Origin of the sequence: Bradyrhizobium sp. ORS 278, from assembly GCF_000026145.1 — a bacterium.
Classification (GTDB): domain Bacteria; phylum Pseudomonadota; class Alphaproteobacteria; order Rhizobiales; family Xanthobacteraceae; genus Bradyrhizobium.
In genome coordinates this window covers 2,908,399-2,930,597 of record NC_009445.1, presented here as the reverse complement: position 1 = coordinate 2,930,597, position 22,199 = coordinate 2,908,399, and the positions used below count along the sequence as shown (strand labels likewise).

Sequence of the window (22,199 nt, the reverse complement as noted above, 5' to 3'; positions counted from 1 at the left end):
GCCGGGACGGATCAGGCGCTGGCGGTCGGTGGCGGGGTCAGCAGATAGCCGAGGCCGCGCACGGTCTGGATGACGTCGCAGTCGAGCTTCTTGCGGATGCGGCCGACGAACACCTCGATGGTGTTCGAGTCGCGGTCGAAGTCCTGGTCATAGAGATGCTCGACCAGTTCGCTGCGCGACACGACCCGGCCGGAATGATGCATCAGATAGGACAGCAGGCGGTATTCATGTGAAGTCATCTTGACGGGGTTGCCCGACACGCTGACCTTACCCGTGCGGGTGTCGAGCGTCACCGGTCCACAGGTCAGTTCGCTCTGAGCGTGGCCGGCCGAGCGGCGCAGCAGCGCGCGGATGCGAGCCAGCACCTCCTCCAGGTGGAACGGCTTGGCGACGTAATCGTCGGCGCCCGCATCGAAGCCCTGCACCTTGTCGCTCCAGCGGTCCCGCGCGGTCAGGATCAGGACCGGCATCGCCCGGCCATTGCGGCGCCACGCCTCCAACACTGAGATGCCGTCCATCTTGGGCAGGCCGATATCGAGCACGACCGCGTCGTACGGCTCGCTATCGCCCAGATAGTGCCCCTCCTCCCCGTCGAACGCACGGTCCACGACGTAGCCGGCGTCGCTCAGCGCCGTGGTGAGCTGACGGTTGAGATCCGGATCGTCCTCGACAACGAGCAGACGCACGCTTGCCTCCAAAGCTGAACTGCACGATTTCCGCCCTCAAGATGAACCGGAAGGCCGTGAACCGTGCATGAACGGAACCCGACCGACCGGGTTACTTTTTGGTCATCTCGGTCGGGACAGCCGGCAAGGGCCGACAGAATTGGGGCGGATATAAGCTCTGGGTGGTCATCATGAAAAGCCCGGCCGTGGGGCCGGGCTGGATCGGTCATGGGGCATCGGTCGCCGGTCGGTACAGGCCGTGCAGCGGCCTCGACAGCGGGCGCTCCCGTGCTCTGATCAGGTGTGGAAGAACACGAACCACACGAGGCCCAGGACAAGCAGCGCCAGCCCGGTGGAAATGGCCAGCATAGCCAGGACGGACGGGCCGGGTTCACCCTGCCGCGCTTCGGTTGGAGTTTCGACGATCTGCGACCCTCGTCTTGTTGCCATGGTGCCCTCAGCTCGCTGGTATTCGACATCGAACGCGGTATCGCGTTCTCTCGTCTGCATCCCTGGCAACGTCGGGCCCCAGATGATGTTCCGGCGCGAAGCACGACCGCGACCAGTTAACGCCGCTCTCAGAATCTGCAGCTAGGCTTGTTGAATCCGGGGCCTGCGATGTTATCCTCGCGGCCGCCGCGACAACTACGTCCGCAGCAGCCGGTCCCGGGGAGCACTCCGGTCAGTCTTGCCGTCGATCAGTTTGCAGTTGAGTGGAGTTGAAGAATGGCCCCGCGCGCCAATTGGAAGGGATTTCTGCGGCTGTCGCTCGTGACCTGCCCGGTCGCGCTGTACCCGGCGACCTCGGAGTCGGAGAAGGTTTCCTTCAACCAGATCAACCGCAAGACCGGCCACCGCATCAAATACAGCCGGGTCGACGCCGAGACCGGCGAGGAAGTCGCCAACGAGGACATCGTCAAGGGCTACAAGGTCGACACCGACACCTACATCGAGGTCACCAAGGACGAGCTCGAGGACATCGCCTTGGAGTCGACCCATACGATCGAGATCGATGAGTTCGTGCCGCGCACGGATATCGACAGCCGCTATCTGATCCGTCCCTATTACCTCGTTCCCGACGGCAAGGTCGGCCACGACGCCTTCGCCGTGATCCGCGAGACCATCCGCAGCATGGACAAGGTCGCGATCGGCCGCGTCGTGCTGACCAACCGCGAGCACATCATCGCGCTCGAGCCGCTCGACAAGGGCCTGATGGGGACGCTGCTGCGCTACCCCTACGAGGTGCGGAACGAGCAGGAATATTTCGACGACATCCAGGACGTGAAGATCACCAGCGACATGCTGGATCTCGCCAAGCACATCGTCGAGAAGAAATCCGCCGACTTCCAGCCGGAGAATTTCGAGGATCACTACGAGGCCGCGCTGGTCGAGCTGATCAACAAAAAGCGTAATGGCGTGACCATCACCGCCAGGGCGGCGCCGAAGTCGACCGGCAACGTCATCAATCTGATGGATGCGCTGAAGCGCAGCCTCGCCAGCGAAAGCGACAAGGTGCCCGCGGCCTCGGCGCCGGCTTCGAAGGCAAAGCCCAAGAAGGCGAAGAAGCGCGTCGAAGGCCAGCGCGAGATGCTGCTGCCGATCAGCGGCAAGAAAGCCAAGGAACCACTCAGCAAGGACGAGCCGAAGAAGGCGGACGAGCCGAAAAAGGCCGAGAAGCCGGCCCGGACCGCGGCACGCTCGCGCAAGGCGGGCTGAGAGACGACAGGAGCGCTCAGCTCGGCGCAGGATCGCGTGGCCTGTTCGCGCATGAAGCGCCCCCTGTTGAACGTCGGCGCTGGCCGGACTGAGCGCCGTCGCAAACGACGTCCAAGCAGGCGAGATTGTCGCGGGGCACAGCGCCGCTTCACCTTCACGCTCGGTTCAGGTGACCAATCCCCATGATGCCCATCGGACGGCGCGGCGCGGAACTGTGAGCGCAGCGGTGCGGCTTCCGGCGATGCACCGGGGGAAGCATGTGCATCAGGCGCCAGACGGATCATCACCGCGGGCAAACGAGACGGTTTGCGCGGCGTCGAGGTCGATTACTTGATCGAGCTGTTGATGGAGGTGAACTTGCTGCTGAGGCCGGATCCGAGGCCGTTGACGGCCGCCAGGATCACGATGCTCAGCCCACCGGCGATGATCGCGTATTCGATCGAGGTCGCGCCAGCCTGATGTCTGAGAAAGCTCGCAATCAACTGCCGCATCTTCCACTCCGGTCGGGCTCGATCATCTGATGCGCCGAAAGGGCGCGCCAAGCCGGGACGGACGCCCCGGATAAACCCTGCGTCATCGGCTTGAACAATGGGTTAATCCGATCAGGGAGCTACGACGCCGGGATTTTCATGCGGGAGATGAACGACCGCGCGCGACGACGCTGCCAAGCCATGTTCAAGCCAGATCACAAGCGACTGACTTTGTTACGGTTTGTTTCAGGCGCGCCTTGCCTCGCAAGAGCCGTCGCTCCGGCACTGCTTGCGAATTCCCTCGCACCAGATTCAGAAAAAATTGGGCTTGTGCGGCAGATGCCATGGCATGATCTGGGTCAACCGCCGCGGAGTCGGCCGGCTTAAGCTTGGTGCGATCATCATGAGCCCAGCAGATACCGCCCGCCCCCAGCTGAAGATCCGCAGCGTCGCGCTCGATACCGGGCGGGAGAATGTGGTCGTGATCTCGCGACGCTCGCGGGCCTTGCGGCCCGAGGTCTTCAGCGGCTTTTCCCGGGTCGAGCTGCGCTGCAATTCGCGCACCCTGCTCGCCACCCTGCTGATCACCGACGACGACGCCCTGGTGGGGCCTGACGAGATCGGGTTGTCCGAGCCCGCGTTGCGGCGCTTCGCCGAGCCGGCCGGCATGCTGGCGACGGTATCGCCGGCCACCCCGCCCGAGAGCCTGGAGGCGGTGCGCGCCAAGATCCGAGGCGAAACTCTCAGCGACGAGGCCATCGCGGCTGTGATCGAGGACCTCGCTCACTACCGCTACTCGGACATGGAAATCGCCGCATTCCTGATCGGCTCGGCCAGCTTCATGACGTCCGGCGAGTTGCTGGCGCTGACCCACGCGATGGCCAATGCGGGCACCCAACTGACATGGCCCGAGCCCGTCGTCGTCGACAAGCATTGCATCGGCGGCATCCCCGGCAACCGTACCTCCATGGTGGTTGTGCCGATCGTCGCCGCCCATGGCCTGACCATCCCGAAGACGTCCTCGCGCGCGATCACCTCGCCGGCCGGCACCGCCGACACGATGGAGGTGCTGGCCCGCGTCAACGTCGGCGCCGAGGAGATGAAGTCGATCGTCGCGGCCTGCAACGGCTGCGTGATCTGGGGCGGCCACGTCAATCTGTCGCCGGCCGATGACATCCTGATCTCCGTCGAGCGCCCGCTCAGCCTGGACACCCGAGAGCAGATGGTCGCCTCCATCCTGTCGAAGAAGCTCGCCGCCGGCTCGACGCATCTGCTGCTCGACCTGCCGGTCGGCCCGACGGCGAAGCTCACCAGCGGTGCGGAGGCCATGCGGCTGCGCAAGCTGTTCGAATTCGTCGGCGACCGCTTCGGCCTGAAGGTCGAGGTGATCACGACCGACGGCCGGCAGCCGATCGGCCACGGCATCGGGCCGGTGCTCGAGGCGCGCGACGTGATGGCGGTGCTCGGCAACGAGCCGCAGGCACCGGCCGACCTGCGCGAGAAATCGCTGCGCCTCGCGGCGCATCTGCTCGAATATGATCCGAAACTGCGCGGGGGCGCCGGCTATTCACGCGCGCGCGAGTTGCTCGACAGCGGCGCGGCGCTGAAGCAGATGCAGAAGATCATCGACGCACAGGGGCCGTCCGCGGGCCGCAGCGAGCTCGGCGATCTCGCTTTCGACGTCGGGGCTGCCAGCGACGGCGTCGTCTCGGCGATCGACTGCCTGCGGCTCAACCGCCTGGCACGCACCGCCGGCGCGCCGGTCAATAAGGGCGCGGGCATCCGGCTGTACAAGAAGATCGGCGACCGTGTCGACCAGGGCGAGCCGCTGTACCGCGTGTTCACCTGCGATCCGTCCGAGCATGATCTGGCGGCAGCGGCCGCGAGCGCCAACAATGGCTATGTCCTCGATGGCCCGAACGGCCCTCACTAACGAGGCAGCGTCGCGCCTCACGTCATCTCGGGAGACTGCCGCATGAGTGTGACTCTTCGCTTCTGCGGCGCCGCGCACACCGTGACCGGCTCCTGTTATCTGCTGCGGACCGACCAGGGTCAGGTCCTGATCGATTGCGGTCTGTTCCAGGGGCAGAAGACGCTCAAGGAGCTCAACTACGGGGACTTCCCGTTCCGCCCCGCAGAGATCGACGCCGTGCTGCTGACGCATGCGCATATCGACCACAGCGGGCTCTTGCCGAAGCTGGTGCGGCTGGGCTTCGACGGCAGGATCTTCGCCACGCGCGGCACCATCGATCTGTGCTCGTGGATGCTGCCCGACGCCGGCAACATCCAGGAGCAGGAGGTGCTGGCGCTGAACCGCCGCAACATCGCGCGTGGCCGCGGCGAGGTCAGTCCGATCTACACGCAGGCCGACGCGATCGCCGCGTTGCAATACTTCCAGCCGATCGCCTATGAGACCTGGACCGACGTCATTGCCGGCGTCCGTGCGCGCTACTGGAACGCCGGACATCTTCTGGGCTCCGCCTCGATCGAGATCGAGCTCGCCGGAAAAGGCACGGGCGGCGCGCCGCTGCGGCTGCTCGCCTCGGGCGATGTGGGCCCCGATGCCAAGCTGCTGCAGCCCGATCCCAAAGCGCCGGCCGGCTTCGACTACGTGATCTCGGAGGCGACCTACGGCGACCGCATCCGCGAGCCGACCACGCCGGAGCTGCGCCGCGAACGTCTCGCCGTCGAGGTGCGCGACGCCGCGGCCGCCCGCGGCGCGCTCCTGATCCCGGCGTTTGCGGTGGAGCGGACGCAGGAGCTGATCGTCGATCTCGTCGGGCTGATGGAGCGCGGCGGCATTCCGGCCGCACCGATCTTCCTGGACTCGCCGCTCGCGATCCATGCCACCGAGGTGTTTCGTGCGCATGCGGGCAGTCTCGATGGCGGCAGCGACGTCGGCCGTCTGCTGTCGTCGCCGCATCTGCGCTTCACCGAGACCGTGGACGAGAGCAAGGCGATCGCCAAGCTGACCGGCTTCCACATCGTCATCGCCGCCAGCGGCATGTGTGATGCCGGGCGCATCCGTCATCACCTCAAGCGCTGGCTATGGAATCACCGCGCCACCGTGCTGCTGGTCGGCTATCAGGCCAACGGCACGCTCGGCCGCTTCCTGCAGGACGGCGTCAAGGCGGTGCGCATCCAGGGCGAGGAGATCAAGGTCGGCGCGCGCATCCGCATGATCGACGACTACTCCGGCCACGCCGACGGCACCGAGATCGCGCGCTGGATCGCGGCCCGCCGGCCGATCGCGCGCGGGCTGTTTCTGTCGCATGGCGAGGAGGCGGCGATTGCCGCGCCGTCGGCGCGCGTCGCCGGGCGGATCGTGCCTGCGGCCAACGTCTTCTCCCCGCTGCTCGACGACATCTACGAACTCACAAGCGCGATGCCGACGCCGCTCGATGTCGCGCGCCGGCGGCGGCTGGCGCCCGAGGCGGTCACCCGGCTCGACTGGCACAACGACATGTCGGGCCTGCTGCTCGACATTCACGCGCGTATCGAGCAGGCGGCCGACGACCGCGCGCGCGGTGTCATCATCCGCCGCCTGCGGCGGGCACTCGAGGAATGACGCGATCGCCGTCTCGGCCACGAGGGGATGTCGGTCCGTTGTCGTCGAACGGTCACACTTTGATCGCAACCTCGCTCGATCGACCGTCGACGGATTGCAACGTGAGGCGCGGGCTGCCGACAAAGACGCCATTTCCGCTTGTGCATAGCCAACGGCACAACGCGCAGACGGCTGGTCTCCGGAAGCGATTCTGATACGCTCGACGCGTGGTTCACGACAACGGTACGATCCGGCTGAACCGGGCGCAGGTGGGGAAACGGGGGCTCTCACATGCATCAACCATCAAAATGGTGGACGGGACTGATCGCCGTGGCCGTGCTCTGGCTGGCGGCCATCATCTTCAAGACGGCGGGTGTCGAGGAGGAGATCGCCCCGCGTGCGCAGGCGGCGGTCGCGGCGACCGCACCTGATACCGCCGGAGCGCTCAAGGTCTCGGTCGCCGGCCGCGACGTCCGCATCGAAGGTCCGGAGTTCAGCGCCGATCAATCGGATCGGCTGGATGATGCGGCGACGGTGGACGGCGTCCGGCTCGTCGACGGCACCTACGACAAGCTGCCGACACCCTCGCCCTATACTTTCCGCGCCGCACGCAACGGCAGCCAGCTCGTGCTCGAGGGCGGCGTGCCGACACCCGCGGTTCGTCAGGCGGTCGTCAGCGCCGCCCGCGGCGCCGTAGCCGGCGGCGAGGTCGTCGATCGGCTCGGCTATGCCCTGGGCGCGCCTGCGAATTTCGCCGCCATCGCCGGCCACGGCGTGGCGCAGGCGGCGAAGCTCAATGGCGGCACCTTCGCGCTCGCGGACAAGGCCTATTCGCTTGCCGGCGCCGCGACATCGTCGGACATCTACGAGGCAGCGGTGGCTGCGACGCGGCAGTTGCCCGGCGGCGCCGTGCCCGACAAGGTGGCGATCCTGCCGCCGGAAGCCAAGCCGTTCATCTGGACCGCGGTCCGCGACGCCAAGTCGGTGGTGATCTCCGGCGTCATTCCCAATGACGACATCAGGCGCGCGCTGCAGGCGGCCGCGAGCCAGGCATGGTCCGGATCGCCGGTGACGCAGCAGATGCAGATCGCGCGTGGCGCGCCGGCGGGCGATTTCAACGCCTATACGACGTATGCGTTGGCGGAGCTGGCGCGGCTGACCACGGGCCGCGTCGTCATCTCCGACGCCAGCTACACGATCACCGGCGAGGCGCCCTCCAGCGCCGCTTATGACGACGCCATCGCCGGCCTGGGCAAGCTGCCTTCCGGCCTGACCTTGGCCAAGGCGGAGATCCTGCCGCCCGAGATCAAGCCCTACCGCTGGTCGGCGGAGTTCAACGGCACCGCGCTCAGCCTCTCCGGCCTCGCGCCCGCCACGCCCGTCCGCGAGGCGATGCTGGGCTCCGCCAGCGGGCCGTTCGACGGCAAGCCGATCAAGAGCGAGATCGGCATCGCGCGCGGCGCCCCGGAGGGTGATCTGACCAAGGTGAGCGCGAGCCTTCTGACGGAGCTGTCCAGGCTCGCCCAGGGCCGCGCCGAGATCAACGACACCAAGGTGTCGATCACCGGCGTCGGCCTTGCCAATGTCACCGGCGCCGCCGTGCGCGAGGCGCTGGCCTCTGCCCTGCCCGCGCCGTTCACGCTCGCCGCCGTCGACGTCCGTGACGGTCCGATCTCGCCCTATGCGTTCGGTCTGCAGAAGCAGGACGGCCGCGTCAGGCTGAGCGGTTACGTGCCGGATGACGCCGCGCGCCGCGATCTCGTCGACGCCGCCACGGCGACCTTCGTCACCGAAACGGTGGAGGACGGCCTGAAGACCGGCGCCGGCGCGCCGAAGGATTTCGTCACATCGCTCAAGGCGACATTCCCGGCGCTGGCGCGGCTGTGGTCGGGAACGTTGTCGGCCAAGGATGCCGCGATTACCATCGAGGGTCAGGCGATCTACGAGAAGTCCGCCGAACAGGTCCGCAAGGAGCTCGCCGACGCAGGCGGTGGCGACATCAAGCTCGCCGGCGTCACGATCGGGCTCAAGCCTGAAAGCCCGCCGCTTGCCGTCGCCGAATGCCAGCCGGCATTCGAGGGCCTGCTCGCCAAGGGCCGCATCCGCTTCGCGACCGGCAGCGCCGAGCTCAGCCGCGAGTCGCTGGCACTGCTCGACCACATCGTCGATGTGGCGCAGCGCTGCAAGGAGGCCGAGATCACGATCGAAGGCCACACCGACAATGTCGGCAACGAAGCCGACAACATCGATCTCTCGAAGCGGCGGGCGGCCGCGGTCGTCAGCTACATCAGCGAGGCCGGCATCGATACGTCGCGGATGTCCTCGGAAGGGTACGGCCAGAACCGGCCGGTCGCTTCCAACGACAGCGCGGAAGGCCGCGCGCAGAACCGCCGCATCGAATTCGTCGTGAAGTGAGGCGCTGACATCATGATGTACGACCTGACGACGTTCTTCTTCTGGATCCTGCTCGCCGTGGTCATCGGCGGCTTCGTCGGCTGGCGCACCTGGTCGGATGAAAAGCAGCCGGACTGGATGCGGAGCTGGCTGCTGCCGGCGATTCTCGCCTTCCTCATCGGCTCGCTGATGGCGATGCTGAGCGTGCTGCCGGGCCGCGCCGGGCTGTGGCTGGAGGTCGCGCTGCTGATGGTCGGCGGTTATGTAGTCGGCTGCCTGGTCGGCGGACAGCTGAAGGACTATGTCGGGATCGGCGACTCCAGCGCCATGTCCCCGGGCGGCCCCGGCGGCACGGTGGCGTTCACCGCGCCCGCCCGCCCCTGGGCGGACAGCCCGTCGCCCGCCGCGCAGGCCGCGGCCCAAGTCGAGGCCGACAGACTGGCCGCGGAGGCTGCCGCGCAGGCGGAGGCGGATCGTGTTGCAGCCGAAGCTGCCGCGAAGGCCGAGGCCGATCGTCTCGCTAACGAGGCGGCTGCGAAGGCGGAGGCGGATCATCTCGCTGCCGAGGCCGCCGCGAAGGCGGAGGCTGATCGTCTCGCTGCCGAGGCCGCTGCGAAGGCGGAGGCTGATCATCTCGCTGCCGAGGCCGCCGCGAAGGCGGAGGCTGATCGTCTCGCTGCCGAGGCCGCTGCGAAGGCGGAGGCCGAGCGCCTCGCTGCCGAGGCTGCTGCGAAAGCGGAGGCCGAGCGCCTTGCCGCCGAAGCGGCCGCAAAGGCGGAAGCCGAACGTGTTGCGGCCGAGGCTGTCGCGAAAGCCGAAGCGGAGGCCGCGCAGCTTGCCGCCGAGGCCGCGGCCAGGGCCGAAGCCGAGCGCGTCGCCGCTGACGCGGCGGCCAAGGCGGAGGCCGAACGTCTGGCGGCGGACGCCGCGGCGAGCGCGGAGGCCGATCGCCTCGCCGCCGAGGTCGCGGCCTCGGCCGCCGAGCCTGCGCCGATCAGCAGCAACGGTGCCGACGATGGCCGTCCGCCGGCCCTGCCCGCGCCCGACGGCACCGCAGACGATCTCAAGCTGATCAAGGGCGTCGGGCCGAAGAACGAGCGCGTCCTCAACGACATCGGCGTGCATCATTTCAGCCAGATCGCCGACTGGTCGCCGGCGCATGCCGAATGGGTCGGTCATCACATGGCCTTTCCCGGCCGCATCGAGCGCGAGCACTGGATCGCGCAGGCCAAGCTGCTCGCTGCCGGCCTCGACACCGCGCATTCGACCGCGGTGAAGTCCGGCGCGATCACCATCGACGACCAGGCCGACGCGCCGCTGACCGAGGAGGAGGCCAGCTACCTCCTCTCCCACCTGCCGGCTCTGATGCCGCCCGTCGAGAACGAGGGCGCCCATGCCGGCAACCGGCCGCTCGGACTCGCCGCGCCTCGCGGCGGACAGGCCGACGATCTCAAGCTGATCAAGGGCATCGGAAAGCAGAACGAGGCGCGGCTGCATGGCCTCGGCATCTGGCACTTCGATCAGATCGCGGCCTGGACGGCCGAGCACGCCAAATGGGTCGGCTCCTATCTCGCCTTCGCCGGCCGCATCGAGCGCGAGCAATGGATCAGCCAGGCCAGGGAGCTCGCGAGCGGCGGCACGACGGAGTTCGCCAAACGCGTCGAGGCCGGTCTGGTGAAGTCATCGCTCGACGACGGCTCGCGCGGCCAGGACAACGTCGAGATCGTCCAGCCGCGGGATTAGCAGGTCGGCTCGGCAAAGCCCTGGTCTGGCGCTGCCAGATGCAGTTCGTAGAGTGGGCAAAGGCGCTGACGGGCGCTCTCATCACGCGCGATCGCAGCGGCGCCGTGCCCACCATCTTGCCGCGGAACGTGCCGGAAGCCGGTGGGCACGGCGCGTGACAGTTTGCCTCGAACGACGGTCCTGCCTCGCGCCTCTGCCCACCCGACTTTGCTACTCCGCGAGCTCCACTGTCTCGTTCCGCGATGGGCCGGCCAGCGGGCGTTCCTCCATCAGGATCATGCAGACGGAGGCGCAGGCGAGCATCGCGGTCGCGGCGGCATAGACGAAGCGGAAGGCGTGGATCATGTCGGCTTCCGCGATGCCGCTGACGGCACCATGGGCGCCCTCGGCCAGCGAGATGTCGGCGCCGAGCGCCATCAGGAGGATGGCACTGAAGGCTGCGACGGTGAACGAGGACATCATCGAGCGGAAGAAGTTCATCGCGCCGGTGATGGTGCCGATCTGCGAGCGGTCGACCGCGTTCTGCAGCGACACCACCGAAATCGGGAACGCGGTGCCGAGCCCGATGCCGAACACCGAGAGCAGCGCCATCAGCACCCAGAGCGACGGCGTCGTCACTGTCATGACCGCGGCGGCGATCGTGCCGATCAGCGTGCCGATGATCGCGACGCGCTTGTAGTGCTTGACGCGAGCCATGGTGCGACCGGCGATCCCGGCGCCGAAGGTGGAAATCGCCGCGATCGGAATCAGGCCGAGGCCGGCCTCGCTCGGCGTCAGATGATAGACCAGCTCGTAGTACAGCGGCAGATGGACGGTCAGCCCGATCAGGGCGCCGAGCGCGCAGCCGCTCGCCAGCATGCCATAGGGCACCACCGTGCCGCCCATCAGTGACAGCGGCAGGAACGGCTCGTCGGCGCGCCGGGCGTGCCAGACAAAAGCCAGACCCAGCGCCACGGCGCTGCCGATCATCGCCAGGATGGTCGGCGACAGCCAGGCCAGCTTGTGGCCGCCCCAGGTCAGTACCAGCATGAACACGACGGCCGAGGCCATCAGCAGCAGGCCGCCGGCCCAGTCGACCTTGCGCAAGCGGTGATAGACCGGCAGCCGGCCCATCTTCGGCAGCAGCAGCGCCAGCGCCGCGACCGCGAGCGGGATGTTGATCCAGAAGATCATCGACCAGTGCAGATGGTCGGCGAAGAAGCCGCCGATGACCGGACCGAGCAGGCCGGCCAGCAGCCAGACGCCGCTGAACCAGGCCTGGTACTGGCCGCGCTCGCGCGGGCTGACGACGTCGGAGATCACGGTCTGAACCACCGGCATGATGCCGCCACCGCCGAGCCCCTGCAGGCCACGGGCGAGGATCAAAACCGGCATGTTCGGCGCCAACGCGCAGACCACGGAGCCGACGACGAACAGGCTGAGCGCGGTGATGATCATCGAGCGCCGGCCATAGATGTCGCACAGCGTGCCGAACACCGGCGCCACCGCAGTCGAGGCCAGCAGATAGGCGGTGATGACCCAGGAGAGATTGGTCACGTCCTGGAACTCGCGGCCGATGGTCGGCAGCGCGGTGGCGACGATGGTCTGGTCGAGCGCGGCCAGGAACATCGTCAGCAACAGGCTCATCAGGATGGTGCGCACCTCGGCCGGAGTCAGCGGCACCGGAGGCGCGAGGGACGGCCCATCCTCGATCGCCTGAACCTGCGGCGGTATCGCCGGCAGCTCAGCGGCCAGTTCCTCGGGCAAGGATGGGGACGCGGCAGGGTAATGGCTCTGCCGATCAAACTTGTTCATGGGGATAAATTGCTATGCCGCGCGCGGCGAGCGCCGCGCAGATTCGCCAGATACCGAACTACTTAAGGGATAATTTTCCCTTGCGGCAGCGGGGCATTCGCATGGGTGCATCCCGGCAGCACGAGACCGGTCGCACCATCGTGACTTGCTGCGTGTGCGAAGTGATCAGGCCTATTTGGGCCGGCGCTTCAGCTTGGCGCGCTTCGGCAGCAGCACCGGCCACTGCACGATGTGGTCCTCGAGCTGGTCGTCGGGAACATCGTCCTCGGTGCCCTCGACCCGGCCGCGCACGGAGACGCCGGCTTCATGCACCGTCTGAGGATCACCCGAAATCAGCGGATGCCACCAGTAGAGATCCCGTCCCTCCGCCGCCAGCCGGTAGCCGCAGCTCGGCGGCAGCCAGGTGATGGTGCGGACGTTCTCGGGCGTCAGGCGGACGCAGTCCGGCACCTGTTCGGAGCGGTTCGGGTAATCCTTGCAGGCACATAGGCCGGCATCCAGAAGCTTGCAGGAAATGTGGGTGAAGTAGATGTCGCCGGTATCCTCGTCCTCGAGCTTTTCCAGGCAGCAGCGCCCGCAGCCGTCGCACAGGCTCTCCCATTCCGCCTCGGACATCTCTTCCAAGGTCTTGGTTTTCCAGAACATTCCCTCCTGGCCCGAGGGACGTTTGAGCGGTGCGGTCATCCAAGCGATTCCAAAGCGGGCGCGGCGTCGCCGCCATCTAGGTGCCCTGCCCCCGGAGGCGCAAGAGGCGCCGGGCTGTTCAAGCGGGACGTTAGCTTTGTGCATCAAAATGTGAGCGGAACCATTGGTTTGTGATACCCGCTCGGCTAGATTGTGGGCTTGAGTCACTCAGGCGGCGGCGCAGTGCCTGTCATCGAGTGCCTCCACCCCATGCCTTGGGTTTGCCGCAACAAGCGCGCATGACCCGTCGATGGCCCCCAGCCTCGCGTGCTGAGTGCTTTCGAAGCCCGCTGACACGCTTTCGAAACGACCAGGGTTCCCGTGCGGCAGATCATTCCAGACGATTGGAAGAAGCGGATCAACAATTTCCGCCTGGATCTCGACGCGCGTTTCGATTCGGCGCTGTTCTCCTCTCTGCGCGGCACCCGCGAGCTGTATGAGCGCTTCTCGGCATTCATGGACCGCTTCTACGTCGGCGGCTGGAAGCGCTGGGTGTTCGTCGAGCCGCTGTCGGAAGCCGCCACGATCGGCCTCGGCGGCCTGGTGCTGATGCTGGCGCTCGCCATCCCGGCGTTCCGCGAAACCGCCGACGAGGACTGGCTGAAGAAATCCGACCTCGCCGTCACCTTCCTCGACCGCTACGGCAACCCGATCGGCAGCCGCGGCATCAAGCACAATGACTCGATCCCGCTGGAAGACTTCCCGGACAATCTGATCAAGGCGACGCTCGCGACCGAGGACCGCCGCTTCTACGACCATTTCGGCATCGACTTCCCCGGCCTTGCGCGCGCGCTCGTCACCAATGCCCAGGCCGGCGGCGTCCGCCAGGGTGGCTCCTCGATCAGCCAGCAGCTCGCCAAAAACCTGTTCCTGTCGAACGAGCGCACCATCGAGCGCAAGGTCAACGAGGCGTTCCTGGCGATCTGGCTGGAAACCCGGCTGACCAAGAACGAGATCCTGAAGCTCTATCTCGACCGCGCCTATATGGGCGGCGGCACTTTCGGCGTCGACGGCGCGGCGCATTTCTACTTCAACAAGTCGGTGCGCGACATCAACCTGGCGGAAGCCGCGATGCTGGCCGGCCTGTTCAAGGCGCCGACCAAGTTCGCGCCCCACATCAACCTGCCCGCGGCGCGCGCCCGCGCCAACGTCGTGCTCGACAACCTCGTCGATGCCGGCTTCATGACCGAGGGCCAGGTGTTCGGCGCCCGCCGCAACCCCGCCTTCGCAGTCGACCGCCGCGACGAGAGCTCGCCGAACTATTTCCTCGACTATGCCTTCGACGAGATGCGCAAGCTGGTCGACACGTTCCCGAAATCCTACACCGAGCGCGTGTTCGTGGTGCGGACGTCGATCGACATGAACGTGCAGCACGCCGCCGACGAGGCGATCGAGAACCAGCTGCGCCAGTTCGGCCGCGACTATCACGCGACCCAGGCCGCGACCGTGGTCTCTGACCTGGACGGCGGCATCCGCGCCATGGTCGGCGGCCGCGACTACGGCGCCAGCCAGTTCAACCGCGCCACCGACGCGTACCGGCAGCCCGGCTCGTCGTTCAAGCCGTACGTGTACACGACCGCGCTCCTCAACGGCTTCAAGCCAACCTCGATCGTGGTCGACGGTCCGGTCTGCATCGGCAATTGGTGCCCGCAGAACTATGGCCACTCCTATTCCGGCTCGGTGACGCTGACCCAGGCGATCACGCGCTCGATCAATGTCGTGCCGGTCAAGCTGTCGATCGCGCTCGGCGGCAAGGACGGCCCGAAGGCGGGCCGCGCCAAGATCGTTGAGGTCGCCCGCCGCTTCGGCATCAAGGCGCCGCTGCCCGACACGCCGTCGATGCCGATCGGCTCAGACGAGGTCACCGTGATCGAGCATGCGGTGGCGTATGCGACGTTCCCGAACAAGGGCAAGGCGGTGACGCCGCACTCCGTGCTCGAGGTGCGCACCGGCGCCGGCGATCTGGTGTGGCGCTGGGACCGCGACGGGCCGAAGCCGAAACAGGCGATCCCCGCCTCCGTCGCCGCCGACATGGCGGGCATGATGAGCCACGTCGTCAGCGAAGGCACCGCGCGCCGCGCCGCGCTCGACGGCATTCCGACCGCCGGCAAAACCGGCACCACCAACGCCTATCGCGACGCCTGGTTCGTCGGCTACACCGGCAACTTCACCTGCGCGGTGTGGTACGGCAACGACGACTACTCGCCGACCAACCGCATGACCGGCGGCTCGCTGCCGGCGCAGACCTGGCACGACATCATGGTCGCCGCGCATCAGGGCGTCGAGGTCAAGGAGTTGCCCGGCGTCGGCATGGGCGAGAAGCTGCCGCAGCCGGTGTCCGCCGCGATGGCCCAGGCCGGCCAGCCGAAGACACTCGAGATCAAGCCGGGCCCGCCGCCGATTCTGACGCGCCGTGGCGCCGAGATCCTGGTGCAGGTCGAGAAGATGCTGGACGACGCCGCCCGCGTCGCCGAGAAGGCCGCGCCGGCCGATCCGAAGAAGCCCGGCAAGCCGGTGTCGTCGAGCGCGCTCGCCTTCCCCGAGAACTACGCCACGGCGACCGCCGACAGCGTAACCACCCCTGCCTTGCGCAAGAACTGACGACAGCGAAGTCCCGTGCGGCTGCTCTTCATCACCTTGCTCGCGCTGCTGATCGCCACCGGCGTCGGCATCGGCGCGACCTGGATCACCACCACCCGCGGCACCGAGTTCGGCACCTTGACGATCGGCGCCTGGACCGCGCGTCCCAAGACCGGCACCGCCGATGTCGACCCCTATGCGCGCGCCACCATCACCCGCAATGGCGAGCTGCCGATCGGCACCGGCGACGGCGTCGCGTTCACCGCGACCACCGACGATCAGAAGAAGCCGCTCGACGGCCGCTGCGACATCCTGGTCAGCGGCGTGACGCCGCCGGCCCGCTTCTGGACGCTCACGCTGTATGACCGCAAGGGCCACCTCGTCGCCAACACGCTGGAGCGTTACGGCTTCACCAGCCAGGAGCTGGTGCGCGGCGCCGACGGCTCGTTCGAGATTCGCGTCGCCGCGCGCTCGCGCGCCGGCAACTGGCTGCCGACCGGCGGCATCGAGCGCTACGCGCTGATGCTGCGCCTCTACGACACGCCGGTGGGCGTGGCCACGCGCACCCAGCGCGACGCGCCGATGCCCGCGATCACCACCGTGGGCTGCCCGTCATGATCCGGCTGCTGTTCACCATCGTGGTCGGCGTGCTGCTCGGCGGCGTGGTCCATCTCGTCAGCGTGCTGGCGCTGCCGCGGATCTCGACGCAGGACGCCTATTCGCGGCTGACGCCGATGACCAAGCTGAACGCCGTCACGCAGCTGCCGCTCGCCGATCCCAACAATTCGCCGATGCCGTTCATGGACCCGGCCTTCGCGATGGCGATCTGCCGTTACGATCTGTCCGACGGTCCGCTCAAGCTGACGGTGCCTGTGAGCCAAGCCTATACATCGGTGTCGTTCTACACGCGCAACGAGCTTGCCTATTACGCGATCAACGATCGTTCTGCAGGCAAGCGCGTCATCGAGCTGGATCTGATGACCGAAGCTCAGCACGAGGATCTGCCGGAGGACGAGGAGGTCACGGCCGCCGACCGTCTGATCATCGATTCGCCGACGACGACCGGCCTGATCGTGCTGAAAGCGCTCGCGGCCGAACCCGGCCTCATGCCGCAGGCGCAGGCTTCCCTTGCTGCAGCGACCTGTGGCCCGCAGGCCGAAGCGCCGGCGAAGACCGAAAAGCCGCGCGGCAAGCGCTAGGCGGTAAGAGGTTAAGCAGACCTTCGATCAATTCGACAACGCGCTCTTCATCCTTCGTGGCATAGTGATTGTCTCGCCCCGCTGCTATGACATATCAGGACGGCGGTGCTTCGCTCATCAACAGGTCATGCCCCTCGAAATCGAACGTAAGTTTCTCGTCAGGACCGACTCCTGGCGAGCTCTGGCCACCCACAGTGAGGACCTTCGCGACGGTCTCGTCGCGCGCCAGGATGGTCTCAAGGTCCGCGTCCGCTGCTATGGCGATCGGACAACGCTCTGCGTGAAGAGCGGCCGCCGCGGACTGTCGCGCGAGGAATTCGAATACGAGATTCCGCGCGATCATGCGGACGCCATCTTCGCGCATTGCGAGGGACGCATCCTGGAGAAGACGCGCCACTATGTGCCCGGCGAAAGCGGCATCTGGGAGGTCGACGTCTATCGCGGCGCGCTCGAGGGGATCATCATCGCCGAGATCGAGCTGCCGAGCGAGACGACCGTCGTGACGCGTCCCGACTGGGTCGGCGACGAGGTCACAGGCGACCCACGCTACAGCAAGGCCAACCTGCTGAGCGAGCGTCTGCACGCCAGCAAGGTGCGGGAACTGCGTCGCGCGTGCGGTGCAGGGCTGTGATGCGCGCCCCGCACCGATTGATCCCAGGACAATCGCCGACGGCAAGCGCAGTTTTGCGCTCATCTCTCTCCGCGTCATGGCCGGGCTTGACGCGGACAAGCCAGGGCATGACGGAGAGAATCATCGGCGGGATCGCTCGCCAAGACAGCTCCGCATGCCATATGCGATAGCCCTGCGATTGACCCGTATCAAGACAGCACCGAAAGGCTCATCCTAAACAGCGCGCACTTGGGCGGACCCGACAGTCCGCGTTGGAGCTGGCACGATGAGTTCTTCGCAGGTGATGTCGCAGGCGCTGCGCGCCAAGATCATGTCGGCGGATGAGGCCGCCGCACTGGTCACGCCGGGCAGCCATGTCGGCATGAGCGGCTTCACCGGCTCGGGCTATCCCAAGGCGGTGCCGATGGCGCTGGCGCGGCGCATCGAGCAGGCGCATGCGCGCGGCGAGCCCTTCCGCATCGGCGTCTGGACCGGCGCCTCGACCGCGCCCGAACTCGACGGCGCGCTCGCCAAGGCCAACGGCATCGACCTGCGCCTGCCCTATCAGTCCGATCCGACAACGCGCCAGCGCATCAACGCCGGCAGCATCGAATATATCGACCTGCATCTCAGCCACGTCGCGCAATTCGTATGGTTCGGCTTCCTCGGCCATCTCGACGTCGCGGTGATCGAATGCGCCGGCATCCTGCCGGACGGCCGGCTGATCCCGTCGACCTCGATCGGCAACAACAAGACCTGGCTCGATCAGGCCGATCGCGTGATCATCGAGGTCAATTCGTGGATGAACCCCGCGCTGCTCGGCATGCACGATGTCTACTACGGCACCCGGCTGCCGCCGCATCGCAAGCCGATCCCCATCATCGCGCCCGGCGACCGCATCGGCGAGACCACCTATCGCTGCAATCCGAACAAGGTCATCGCCGTCGTCGAGACCCACGCGCCGGACCGCAACACTACCTTCGCGCCGCCAGACGATGTCTCGCGCGCGATCGCGGGCCACATCCTGGAGTTCTTCGCGCACGAGGTGAAGCAGGGCCGGCTGCCGCGCAGCCTGCTGCCGCTGCAATCCGGTGTCGGCAATGTCGCCAATGCCGTGATGGCCGGGCTTGATGACGGGCCCTTCCCGCATCTGACCGCCTACACCGAGGTGCTGCAGGACGGCATGCTCAACCTGCTCCGCTCGGGCCGGATGGATCTCGCGTCGGCGACCGCACTGTCGCTGAGCTCGGAGGCCGCGATCGAGTTCAATCGCGAGATCGAGTTTCTGCGCGATCGCATCGTACTGCGGCCGCAGGAGATCTCCAACCATCCCGAGGTGATCCGCAGGCTCGGCGTGATCGCGATGAACGGCCTGATCGAGGCCGACATCTACGGCAACGTCAACTCGACGCATGTCCGCGGCAGCAGCATCATGAACGGCATCGGCGGCTCCGGCGACTTTGCCCGCAACGCCTATCTGTCGATCTTCATGACGCCGTCGACGGCGAAGGCCGGCACCATCTCCTGCATCGTGCCGATGGTGACGCATGTCGACCACACCGAGCACGACGTGCAGATCCTGGTCACCGAGCGCGGCCTCGCCGATCTGCGCGGCCTGTCGCCGAAGCAGCGCGCCCGCACGGTGATCGAGCAGGCAGCACATCCCAAATTCCGCCCTGCCCTGTCGGACTATTTCGAGCGCGCCTGCCGCGACTCCACCGGCAAGCACACGCCGCATCTGCTGGAAGAGGCGTTCCGCCTGCTCAGGCCGGAGTGACTGACCAAGAGCATAGCCGAACCAGTCAAGCGTGAGGTCCGAGTTGAGCTTGCGCAGTCCATTCCGCGCCGTGATGCTCGGCGAAGGCGGAGCATCCAGTACTCCGTGGGAGAAGTGATTGAACCAAGAGGTCACGGCGTACTGGATCGTCCGCCTTCGCGGACGATGACAGCGGGGGTCTACACATCCGGATCAAAGTGATCAGGAATGGTCGTTGAATCAGCCGCGCGTCGTCAGCGGCCGCTCGATCAGGGGCCGCGCCGCCACCGGCGGATTGGCGGTCTGCGCCGCCAGCTCGTTGATCAGGCGGTCGGCCTCGGCAGCCATGCCGTCGGGGGCCTGGAGCACCAGGCGCTCCAGCGCCCAGCGATAGGACGAGACGCGCTGCTCCAGGCTGATCTGCACCCATTGCACGATCAGCGAGTTCTCCTGCATGCGCGCGACCGCGTCCGCCTTCTCGCGCGGCGACAGTTCGGTCATGTACTTCATGCTGGCGTCGCGCTTGCGATCGAGATCGATGACGCGGATCGCGGAGGCGAAGAACGGCTCGAAGCGGGTGATGTCGTCGCGGACGTCGTCGATCAGCTGCGCGTAGCGCGACGAATGCGAGCGATGCGGCTCGTCGATCAGCGCCCGGCCATAGGCGGTGCGATCGAACGCCACCTTCTGCCGCCACGGCGACGCAGACGGTGCGTAGTCGCCGAACACCGCTTTCCATGCAGGACGTGAATGCGGTGGCTCGATCAGCGGATAAGCGAGATCGCGCAGTTGGCGCTCATTGTCGGTCAGCTGGAACTGTGACGGCTTGACGCCCACGCTGGCGGTGGCTTCCGCCCCGATCCATTTGTGCATGTCGTCGTTGCGCATGTCGGCGCGGGTGCGGCCGAAATCACCGCCGCTGCAGGCGCCGAGCAGTCCGCTCGAAAGGATGAGTGCGACGGCCGGAGCGGCGCGCCGGACCCGAACCATCACGTCCGGCATTCCCAGTCCCCTGATCTCAGCGGCGACGGCGGCGGCGGCTCGGCGCGGCGCCCTCGCGGGGCCCGCGATCATCGGTCGTGGTTTCGCGCTCGATCCGAACGACGGGAAGAATCAGGATCGTTCCCATGCCCTCCTCCGGCGCGCCGGTCACGGCAGGCCGCGCGCGACGCGCAACATCCGCCGGGAATTCAATGATGGTCGCCATGTCAACTCTCTTTCGTGCCCGAAGTTCTGACCCCCAAACTCCCCGCCGCCCGAACTTCGCAGGCACTGGGGCACGCAAACTGACGATCACGAATGCCGGGTGAACGACGCGGCATTCCAGGTGGCGAAGATCAGGCTGGCGCAGTGACGAGGCCAAGGCGAGATCATCGAACGGATCGATTAAGATCAGGACGTGGTTAAGAGGATCTTAATGCAGCGCGATCGAAACACGGATCGCGTGCATCGGCATGAGAGATGGCAAGCCAGCGTTGCGCCTTTGTCTCACCGGGCATATTCGGCCGATCTTCACCGATTGTTTTCCTTAACGCGCCATTAAAACAAGTGCGATCTAATGGGCGCAACGATTGCCGAAGTTGCGTACCCGACATGACAAGATCATCGCTGTTCCCCGGCTTCGACGGGCTGCTCACGCTCTCGCGTCGCGAGGGCGTCGACATCAAGCCCACACTGCTGCGCGTGCTGACCGATCTCTACGTGCAGGCAAGCGCACATTCAGCGGATGAGGAGCGGCAATTCGTCGAGCTGGCGTCACGCCTCGTCGACGATGTCGATGATGCGACACGCGCGGCGGTGCGCGCCCGGCTTGCGATCTACCCGGGAACGCCGGTCGAGATCCTGAAGAAGCTCGGTTTGCGCCCGGCGCAGGACGAGCCGGCGCCGCCGCTCGCCGGACTCATTCCAGCAGCGCTGCGCGCACCTCAGCCGAAACCGGCGGCGCGCGATGACGCGGGATTGTCGATGCAGCCGAAGGAGGCTGCCGAGCTGAGCGAGATGTTCATGCGCGCAGCGTCCCACGAGCGCATCGCGATCCTGCAGAATCTCGCGACCACGCCGCTGAAGCCGGCGGCTCCGACGCCCCTGCACCGCGCGGTGCATGCGATCGAGGCGCTGGAGATGGCCGCCTTCAACGCCGACGTCGACACATTCACGATGGAGCTCGGCGAAAGCCTGATCCTGCCCTCGCGTGTCAGCCGTGAGATCGTCAATGATTCCGCCGGCGAGCCGCTCGCCTGCGCGGCCAAGGCGCTCGGCATGCCGCCACCGGCGTTCGAACGCGTGCTGCTGTTTCTCAAGCCCGAGATGGGCCAGTCGGTCCAGACCGTGTTCCGGCTGTCGCGCTTTTACGAGCGGCTCAGCGAGCGCGCCGCGCTGATCATGCTGGCGGCGTGGCGCGGCTCCGCGATGGCCGCGATCCGGGCGAAGCACCGGACGGCGCTGTACGACGACGAGCGGCAGCATGTCCGTGGCAGCGCGCGCGCCGGCACGCATGCGCCGGCCAAGCCGATCGTGCGCACCGGCACCGACGGCTTCAAGCGCTAGGGTATGATCCGAAGACGTGGAAACCGGTTTCCGAAGAGATCATGCTCGAGACAAAGAGATAAGATCATGATGAGTTTCCGTAGAAACGCATCGTGACCTAGGGCTGCTCGGGCGCGAGGTCGAGGAAGTGGCGACCCTGCTTGTCCTCGGTCTCGACGATCCAGGCATCGGGATCGAAGCGCAGCTCCTTGCGCAATCTTTCGTCGATCTCGAATTCCGGCAAGGGCTGCGGCGACACGGCAACGAAGAGACGTTCGAGCGGCCGGCTGTCGTCATAGACCGTCTGCGGCGCCGGAGCGTAGAGCTGCGCGGTGCGGTCCATCAGCGCGACCTTGACGAAGACGGCCCCCGCCTCCTCCGCACCGCGATGGCTGATCGCGCCGAACACACCGGCCGACTGACAGCGGCGCAGATAGGCGCTGACCCAGATGCTCGTCTTCAGTCGCATGATGTCTTAGGCCGCTTGAGAGCGTGCTGCCGATCGCAGCTCGTGG

19 protein-coding genes are annotated in these 22,199 nt (G+C 66.8%); 11 read left to right on the top strand and 8 right to left on the bottom strand.

Annotation, left to right across the window (positions count from 1 at the left end; all coding sequences use genetic code 11):
• Positions 1-11 precede the first annotated feature (11 nt).
• Both BRADO_RS12795 and BRADO_RS12790 read right to left on the bottom strand, forming a co-directional pair.
• Entirely contained in the window at positions 12-686 is a 675-nt protein-coding gene (locus BRADO_RS12795; protein WP_011925746.1) for a response regulator transcription factor, read from the bottom strand.
• A gap of 276 nt (positions 687-962) precedes the next feature.
• A complete protein-coding gene (locus BRADO_RS12790) occupies positions 963-1,175 on the bottom strand; it encodes a hypothetical protein (RefSeq protein WP_041756441.1) in 213 nt (70 codons plus the stop codon).
• 216 nt (positions 1,176-1,391) lie between these two features.
• Between BRADO_RS12790 and BRADO_RS12785 the strand changes: the two genes are divergently transcribed.
• A complete protein-coding gene (locus BRADO_RS12785) occupies positions 1,392-2,381 on the top strand; it encodes a Ku protein (protein WP_011925745.1) in 990 nt (329 codons plus the stop codon).
• A 326-nt stretch (positions 2,382-2,707) separates the two neighbouring features.
• Here BRADO_RS12785 and BRADO_RS12780 read toward each other — a convergent pair whose 3' ends face one another.
• On the bottom strand, positions 2,708-2,872 hold the full coding sequence (locus BRADO_RS12780; RefSeq protein ID WP_011925744.1) for a Flp family type IVb pilin: 165 nt from the start codon (positions 2,870-2,872) through the stop codon (positions 2,708-2,710).
• Between the two features lie 382 nt (positions 2,873-3,254).
• Here BRADO_RS12780 and BRADO_RS12775 point away from each other — a divergent pair, with 382 nt between their 5' ends.
• From BRADO_RS12775 to BRADO_RS12760, 4 genes are all read left to right on the top strand, one after another.
• Positions 3,255-4,784, top strand: a complete 1,530-nt coding sequence (locus BRADO_RS12775) for a thymidine phosphorylase family protein (protein WP_083795044.1) — start codon at positions 3,255-3,257, stop codon at positions 4,782-4,784.
• A gap of 42 nt (positions 4,785-4,826) precedes the next feature.
• The gene (locus BRADO_RS12770) at positions 4,827-6,419 is read left to right on the top strand and encodes an MBL fold metallo-hydrolase (RefSeq protein ID WP_011925742.1); all 1,593 of its coding nucleotides are present in this window, start codon (positions 4,827-4,829) and stop codon (positions 6,417-6,419) included.
• A gap of 270 nt (positions 6,420-6,689) precedes the next feature.
• Positions 6,690-8,813, top strand: a complete 2,124-nt coding sequence (locus BRADO_RS12765) for an OmpA family protein (RefSeq protein ID WP_011925741.1) — start codon at positions 6,690-6,692, stop codon at positions 8,811-8,813.
• A 12-nt stretch (positions 8,814-8,825) separates the two neighbouring features.
• On the top strand, positions 8,826-10,535 hold the full coding sequence (locus BRADO_RS12760; RefSeq protein ID WP_011925740.1) for a cell envelope integrity/translocation protein TolA: 1,710 nt from the start codon (positions 8,826-8,828) through the stop codon (positions 10,533-10,535).
• Positions 10,536-10,745: 210 nt separating this feature from the next.
• On the opposite strand, the gene BRADO_RS12755 is transcribed toward BRADO_RS12760, so the two are convergent.
• Together BRADO_RS12755 and BRADO_RS12750 are read right to left on the bottom strand one after the other, a co-directional pair.
• A complete protein-coding gene (locus tag BRADO_RS12755) occupies positions 10,746-12,329 on the bottom strand; it encodes an MDR family MFS transporter (RefSeq protein WP_011925739.1) in 1,584 nt (527 codons plus the stop codon).
• A 171-nt stretch (positions 12,330-12,500) separates the two neighbouring features.
• Complete coding sequence (locus BRADO_RS12750; protein WP_035648309.1) at positions 12,501-13,013, bottom strand: YcgN family cysteine cluster protein; 513 nt, start codon at positions 13,011-13,013, stop codon at positions 12,501-12,503.
• Between the two features lie 321 nt (positions 13,014-13,334).
• Between BRADO_RS12750 and BRADO_RS12745 the strand changes: the two genes are divergently transcribed.
• The 5 genes from BRADO_RS12745 (at position 13,335) to BRADO_RS12725 (ending at position 19,179) form a co-directional block, all read left to right on the top strand.
• Positions 13,335-15,614: a transglycosylase domain-containing protein gene (locus BRADO_RS12745; protein ID WP_011925738.1), complete on the top strand. Its 2,280-nt coding sequence runs from the start codon at positions 13,335-13,337 to the stop codon at positions 15,612-15,614.
• Between the two features lie 15 nt (positions 15,615-15,629).
• The gene (locus BRADO_RS12740) at positions 15,630-16,211 is read left to right on the top strand and encodes a DUF1214 domain-containing protein (protein ID WP_011925737.1); all 582 of its coding nucleotides are present in this window, start codon (positions 15,630-15,632) and stop codon (positions 16,209-16,211) included.
• A complete protein-coding gene (locus tag BRADO_RS12735; RefSeq protein ID WP_011925736.1) occupies positions 16,208-16,792 on the top strand; it encodes a DUF1254 domain-containing protein in 585 nt (194 codons plus the stop codon). The genes BRADO_RS12740 and BRADO_RS12735 overlap by 4 nt, the downstream gene beginning before the upstream one ends.
• Positions 16,793-16,919: 127 nt before the next feature.
• Positions 16,920-17,423, top strand: a complete 504-nt coding sequence (locus BRADO_RS12730) for a CYTH domain-containing protein (protein ID WP_011925735.1) — start codon at positions 16,920-16,922, stop codon at positions 17,421-17,423.
• Between the two features lie 265 nt (positions 17,424-17,688).
• Positions 17,689-19,179, top strand: coding sequence for an acetyl-CoA hydrolase/transferase family protein (locus BRADO_RS12725; RefSeq protein WP_011925734.1), 1,491 nt, complete (start codon positions 17,689-17,691; stop codon positions 19,177-19,179).
• Between the two features lie 219 nt (positions 19,180-19,398).
• On the opposite strand, the gene BRADO_RS12720 is transcribed toward BRADO_RS12725, so the two are convergent.
• Complete coding sequence (locus BRADO_RS12720) at positions 19,399-20,148, bottom strand: hypothetical protein (RefSeq protein ID WP_011925733.1); 750 nt, start codon at positions 20,146-20,148, stop codon at positions 19,399-19,401.
• 28 nt (positions 20,149-20,176) lie between these two features.
• The gene (locus BRADO_RS12715) at positions 20,177-20,365 is read right to left on the bottom strand and encodes a hypothetical protein (protein ID WP_011925732.1); all 189 of its coding nucleotides are present in this window, start codon (positions 20,363-20,365) and stop codon (positions 20,177-20,179) included.
• Between the two features lie 386 nt (positions 20,366-20,751).
• On the opposite strand from BRADO_RS12715, the gene BRADO_RS12710 reads away from it, so the two are divergent.
• Positions 20,752-21,705 carry a DUF2336 domain-containing protein gene (locus BRADO_RS12710; RefSeq protein ID WP_011925731.1) on the top strand — a complete coding sequence of 318 codons (954 nt, stop codon included), beginning with the start codon at positions 20,752-20,754 and terminating at the stop codon, positions 21,703-21,705.
• Between the two features lie 97 nt (positions 21,706-21,802).
• Here BRADO_RS12710 and BRADO_RS12705 read toward each other — a convergent pair whose 3' ends face one another.
• The gene (locus tag BRADO_RS12705) at positions 21,803-22,153 is read right to left on the bottom strand and encodes a DUF1491 family protein (RefSeq protein WP_011925730.1); all 351 of its coding nucleotides are present in this window, start codon (positions 22,151-22,153) and stop codon (positions 21,803-21,805) included.
• Between the last annotated feature and the right edge of the window lie 46 nt (positions 22,154-22,199).

Bases quoted from the DNA above. Each gene is read 5' to 3' on its own strand.
- BRADO_RS12790 (WP_041756441.1), bottom strand. From the start codon at position 1,175: ATGCAGACGAGAGAACGCGATACCGCGTTCGATGTCGAATACCAGCGA.
- BRADO_RS12785 (WP_011925745.1), top strand. From the start codon at position 1,392: ATGGCCCCGCGCGCCAATTGGAAGGGATTTCTGCGGCTGTCGCTCGTG.
- BRADO_RS12780 (WP_011925744.1), bottom strand. From the start codon at position 2,872: ATGCGGCAGTTGATTGCGAGCTTTCTCAGACATCAGGCTGGCGCGACC.
- BRADO_RS12775 (WP_083795044.1), top strand. From the start codon at position 3,255: ATGAGCCCAGCAGATACCGCCCGCCCCCAGCTGAAGATCCGCAGCGTC.
- BRADO_RS12770 (WP_011925742.1), top strand. From the start codon at position 4,827: ATGAGTGTGACTCTTCGCTTCTGCGGCGCCGCGCACACCGTGACCGGC.
- BRADO_RS12765 (WP_011925741.1), top strand. From the start codon at position 6,690: ATGCATCAACCATCAAAATGGTGGACGGGACTGATCGCCGTGGCCGTG.
- BRADO_RS12760 (WP_011925740.1), top strand. From the start codon at position 8,826: ATGATGTACGACCTGACGACGTTCTTCTTCTGGATCCTGCTCGCCGTG.
- BRADO_RS12755 (WP_011925739.1), bottom strand. From the start codon at position 12,329: ATGAACAAGTTTGATCGGCAGAGCCATTACCCTGCCGCGTCCCCATCC.
- BRADO_RS12750 (WP_035648309.1), bottom strand. From the start codon at position 13,013: ATGACCGCACCGCTCAAACGTCCCTCGGGCCAGGAGGGAATGTTCTGG.
- BRADO_RS12735 (WP_011925736.1), top strand. From the start codon at position 16,208: ATGATCCGGCTGCTGTTCACCATCGTGGTCGGCGTGCTGCTCGGCGGC.
- BRADO_RS12730 (WP_011925735.1), top strand. From the start codon at position 16,920: ATGCCCCTCGAAATCGAACGTAAGTTTCTCGTCAGGACCGACTCCTGG.
- BRADO_RS12725 (WP_011925734.1), top strand. From the start codon at position 17,689: ATGAGTTCTTCGCAGGTGATGTCGCAGGCGCTGCGCGCCAAGATCATG.
- BRADO_RS12720 (WP_011925733.1), bottom strand. From the start codon at position 20,148: ATGGTTCGGGTCCGGCGCGCCGCTCCGGCCGTCGCACTCATCCTTTCG.
- BRADO_RS12715 (WP_011925732.1), bottom strand. From the start codon at position 20,365: ATGGCGACCATCATTGAATTCCCGGCGGATGTTGCGCGTCGCGCGCGG.
- BRADO_RS12710 (WP_011925731.1), top strand. From the start codon at position 20,752: ATGACAAGATCATCGCTGTTCCCCGGCTTCGACGGGCTGCTCACGCTC.
- BRADO_RS12705 (WP_011925730.1), bottom strand. From the start codon at position 22,153: ATGCGACTGAAGACGAGCATCTGGGTCAGCGCCTATCTGCGCCGCTGT.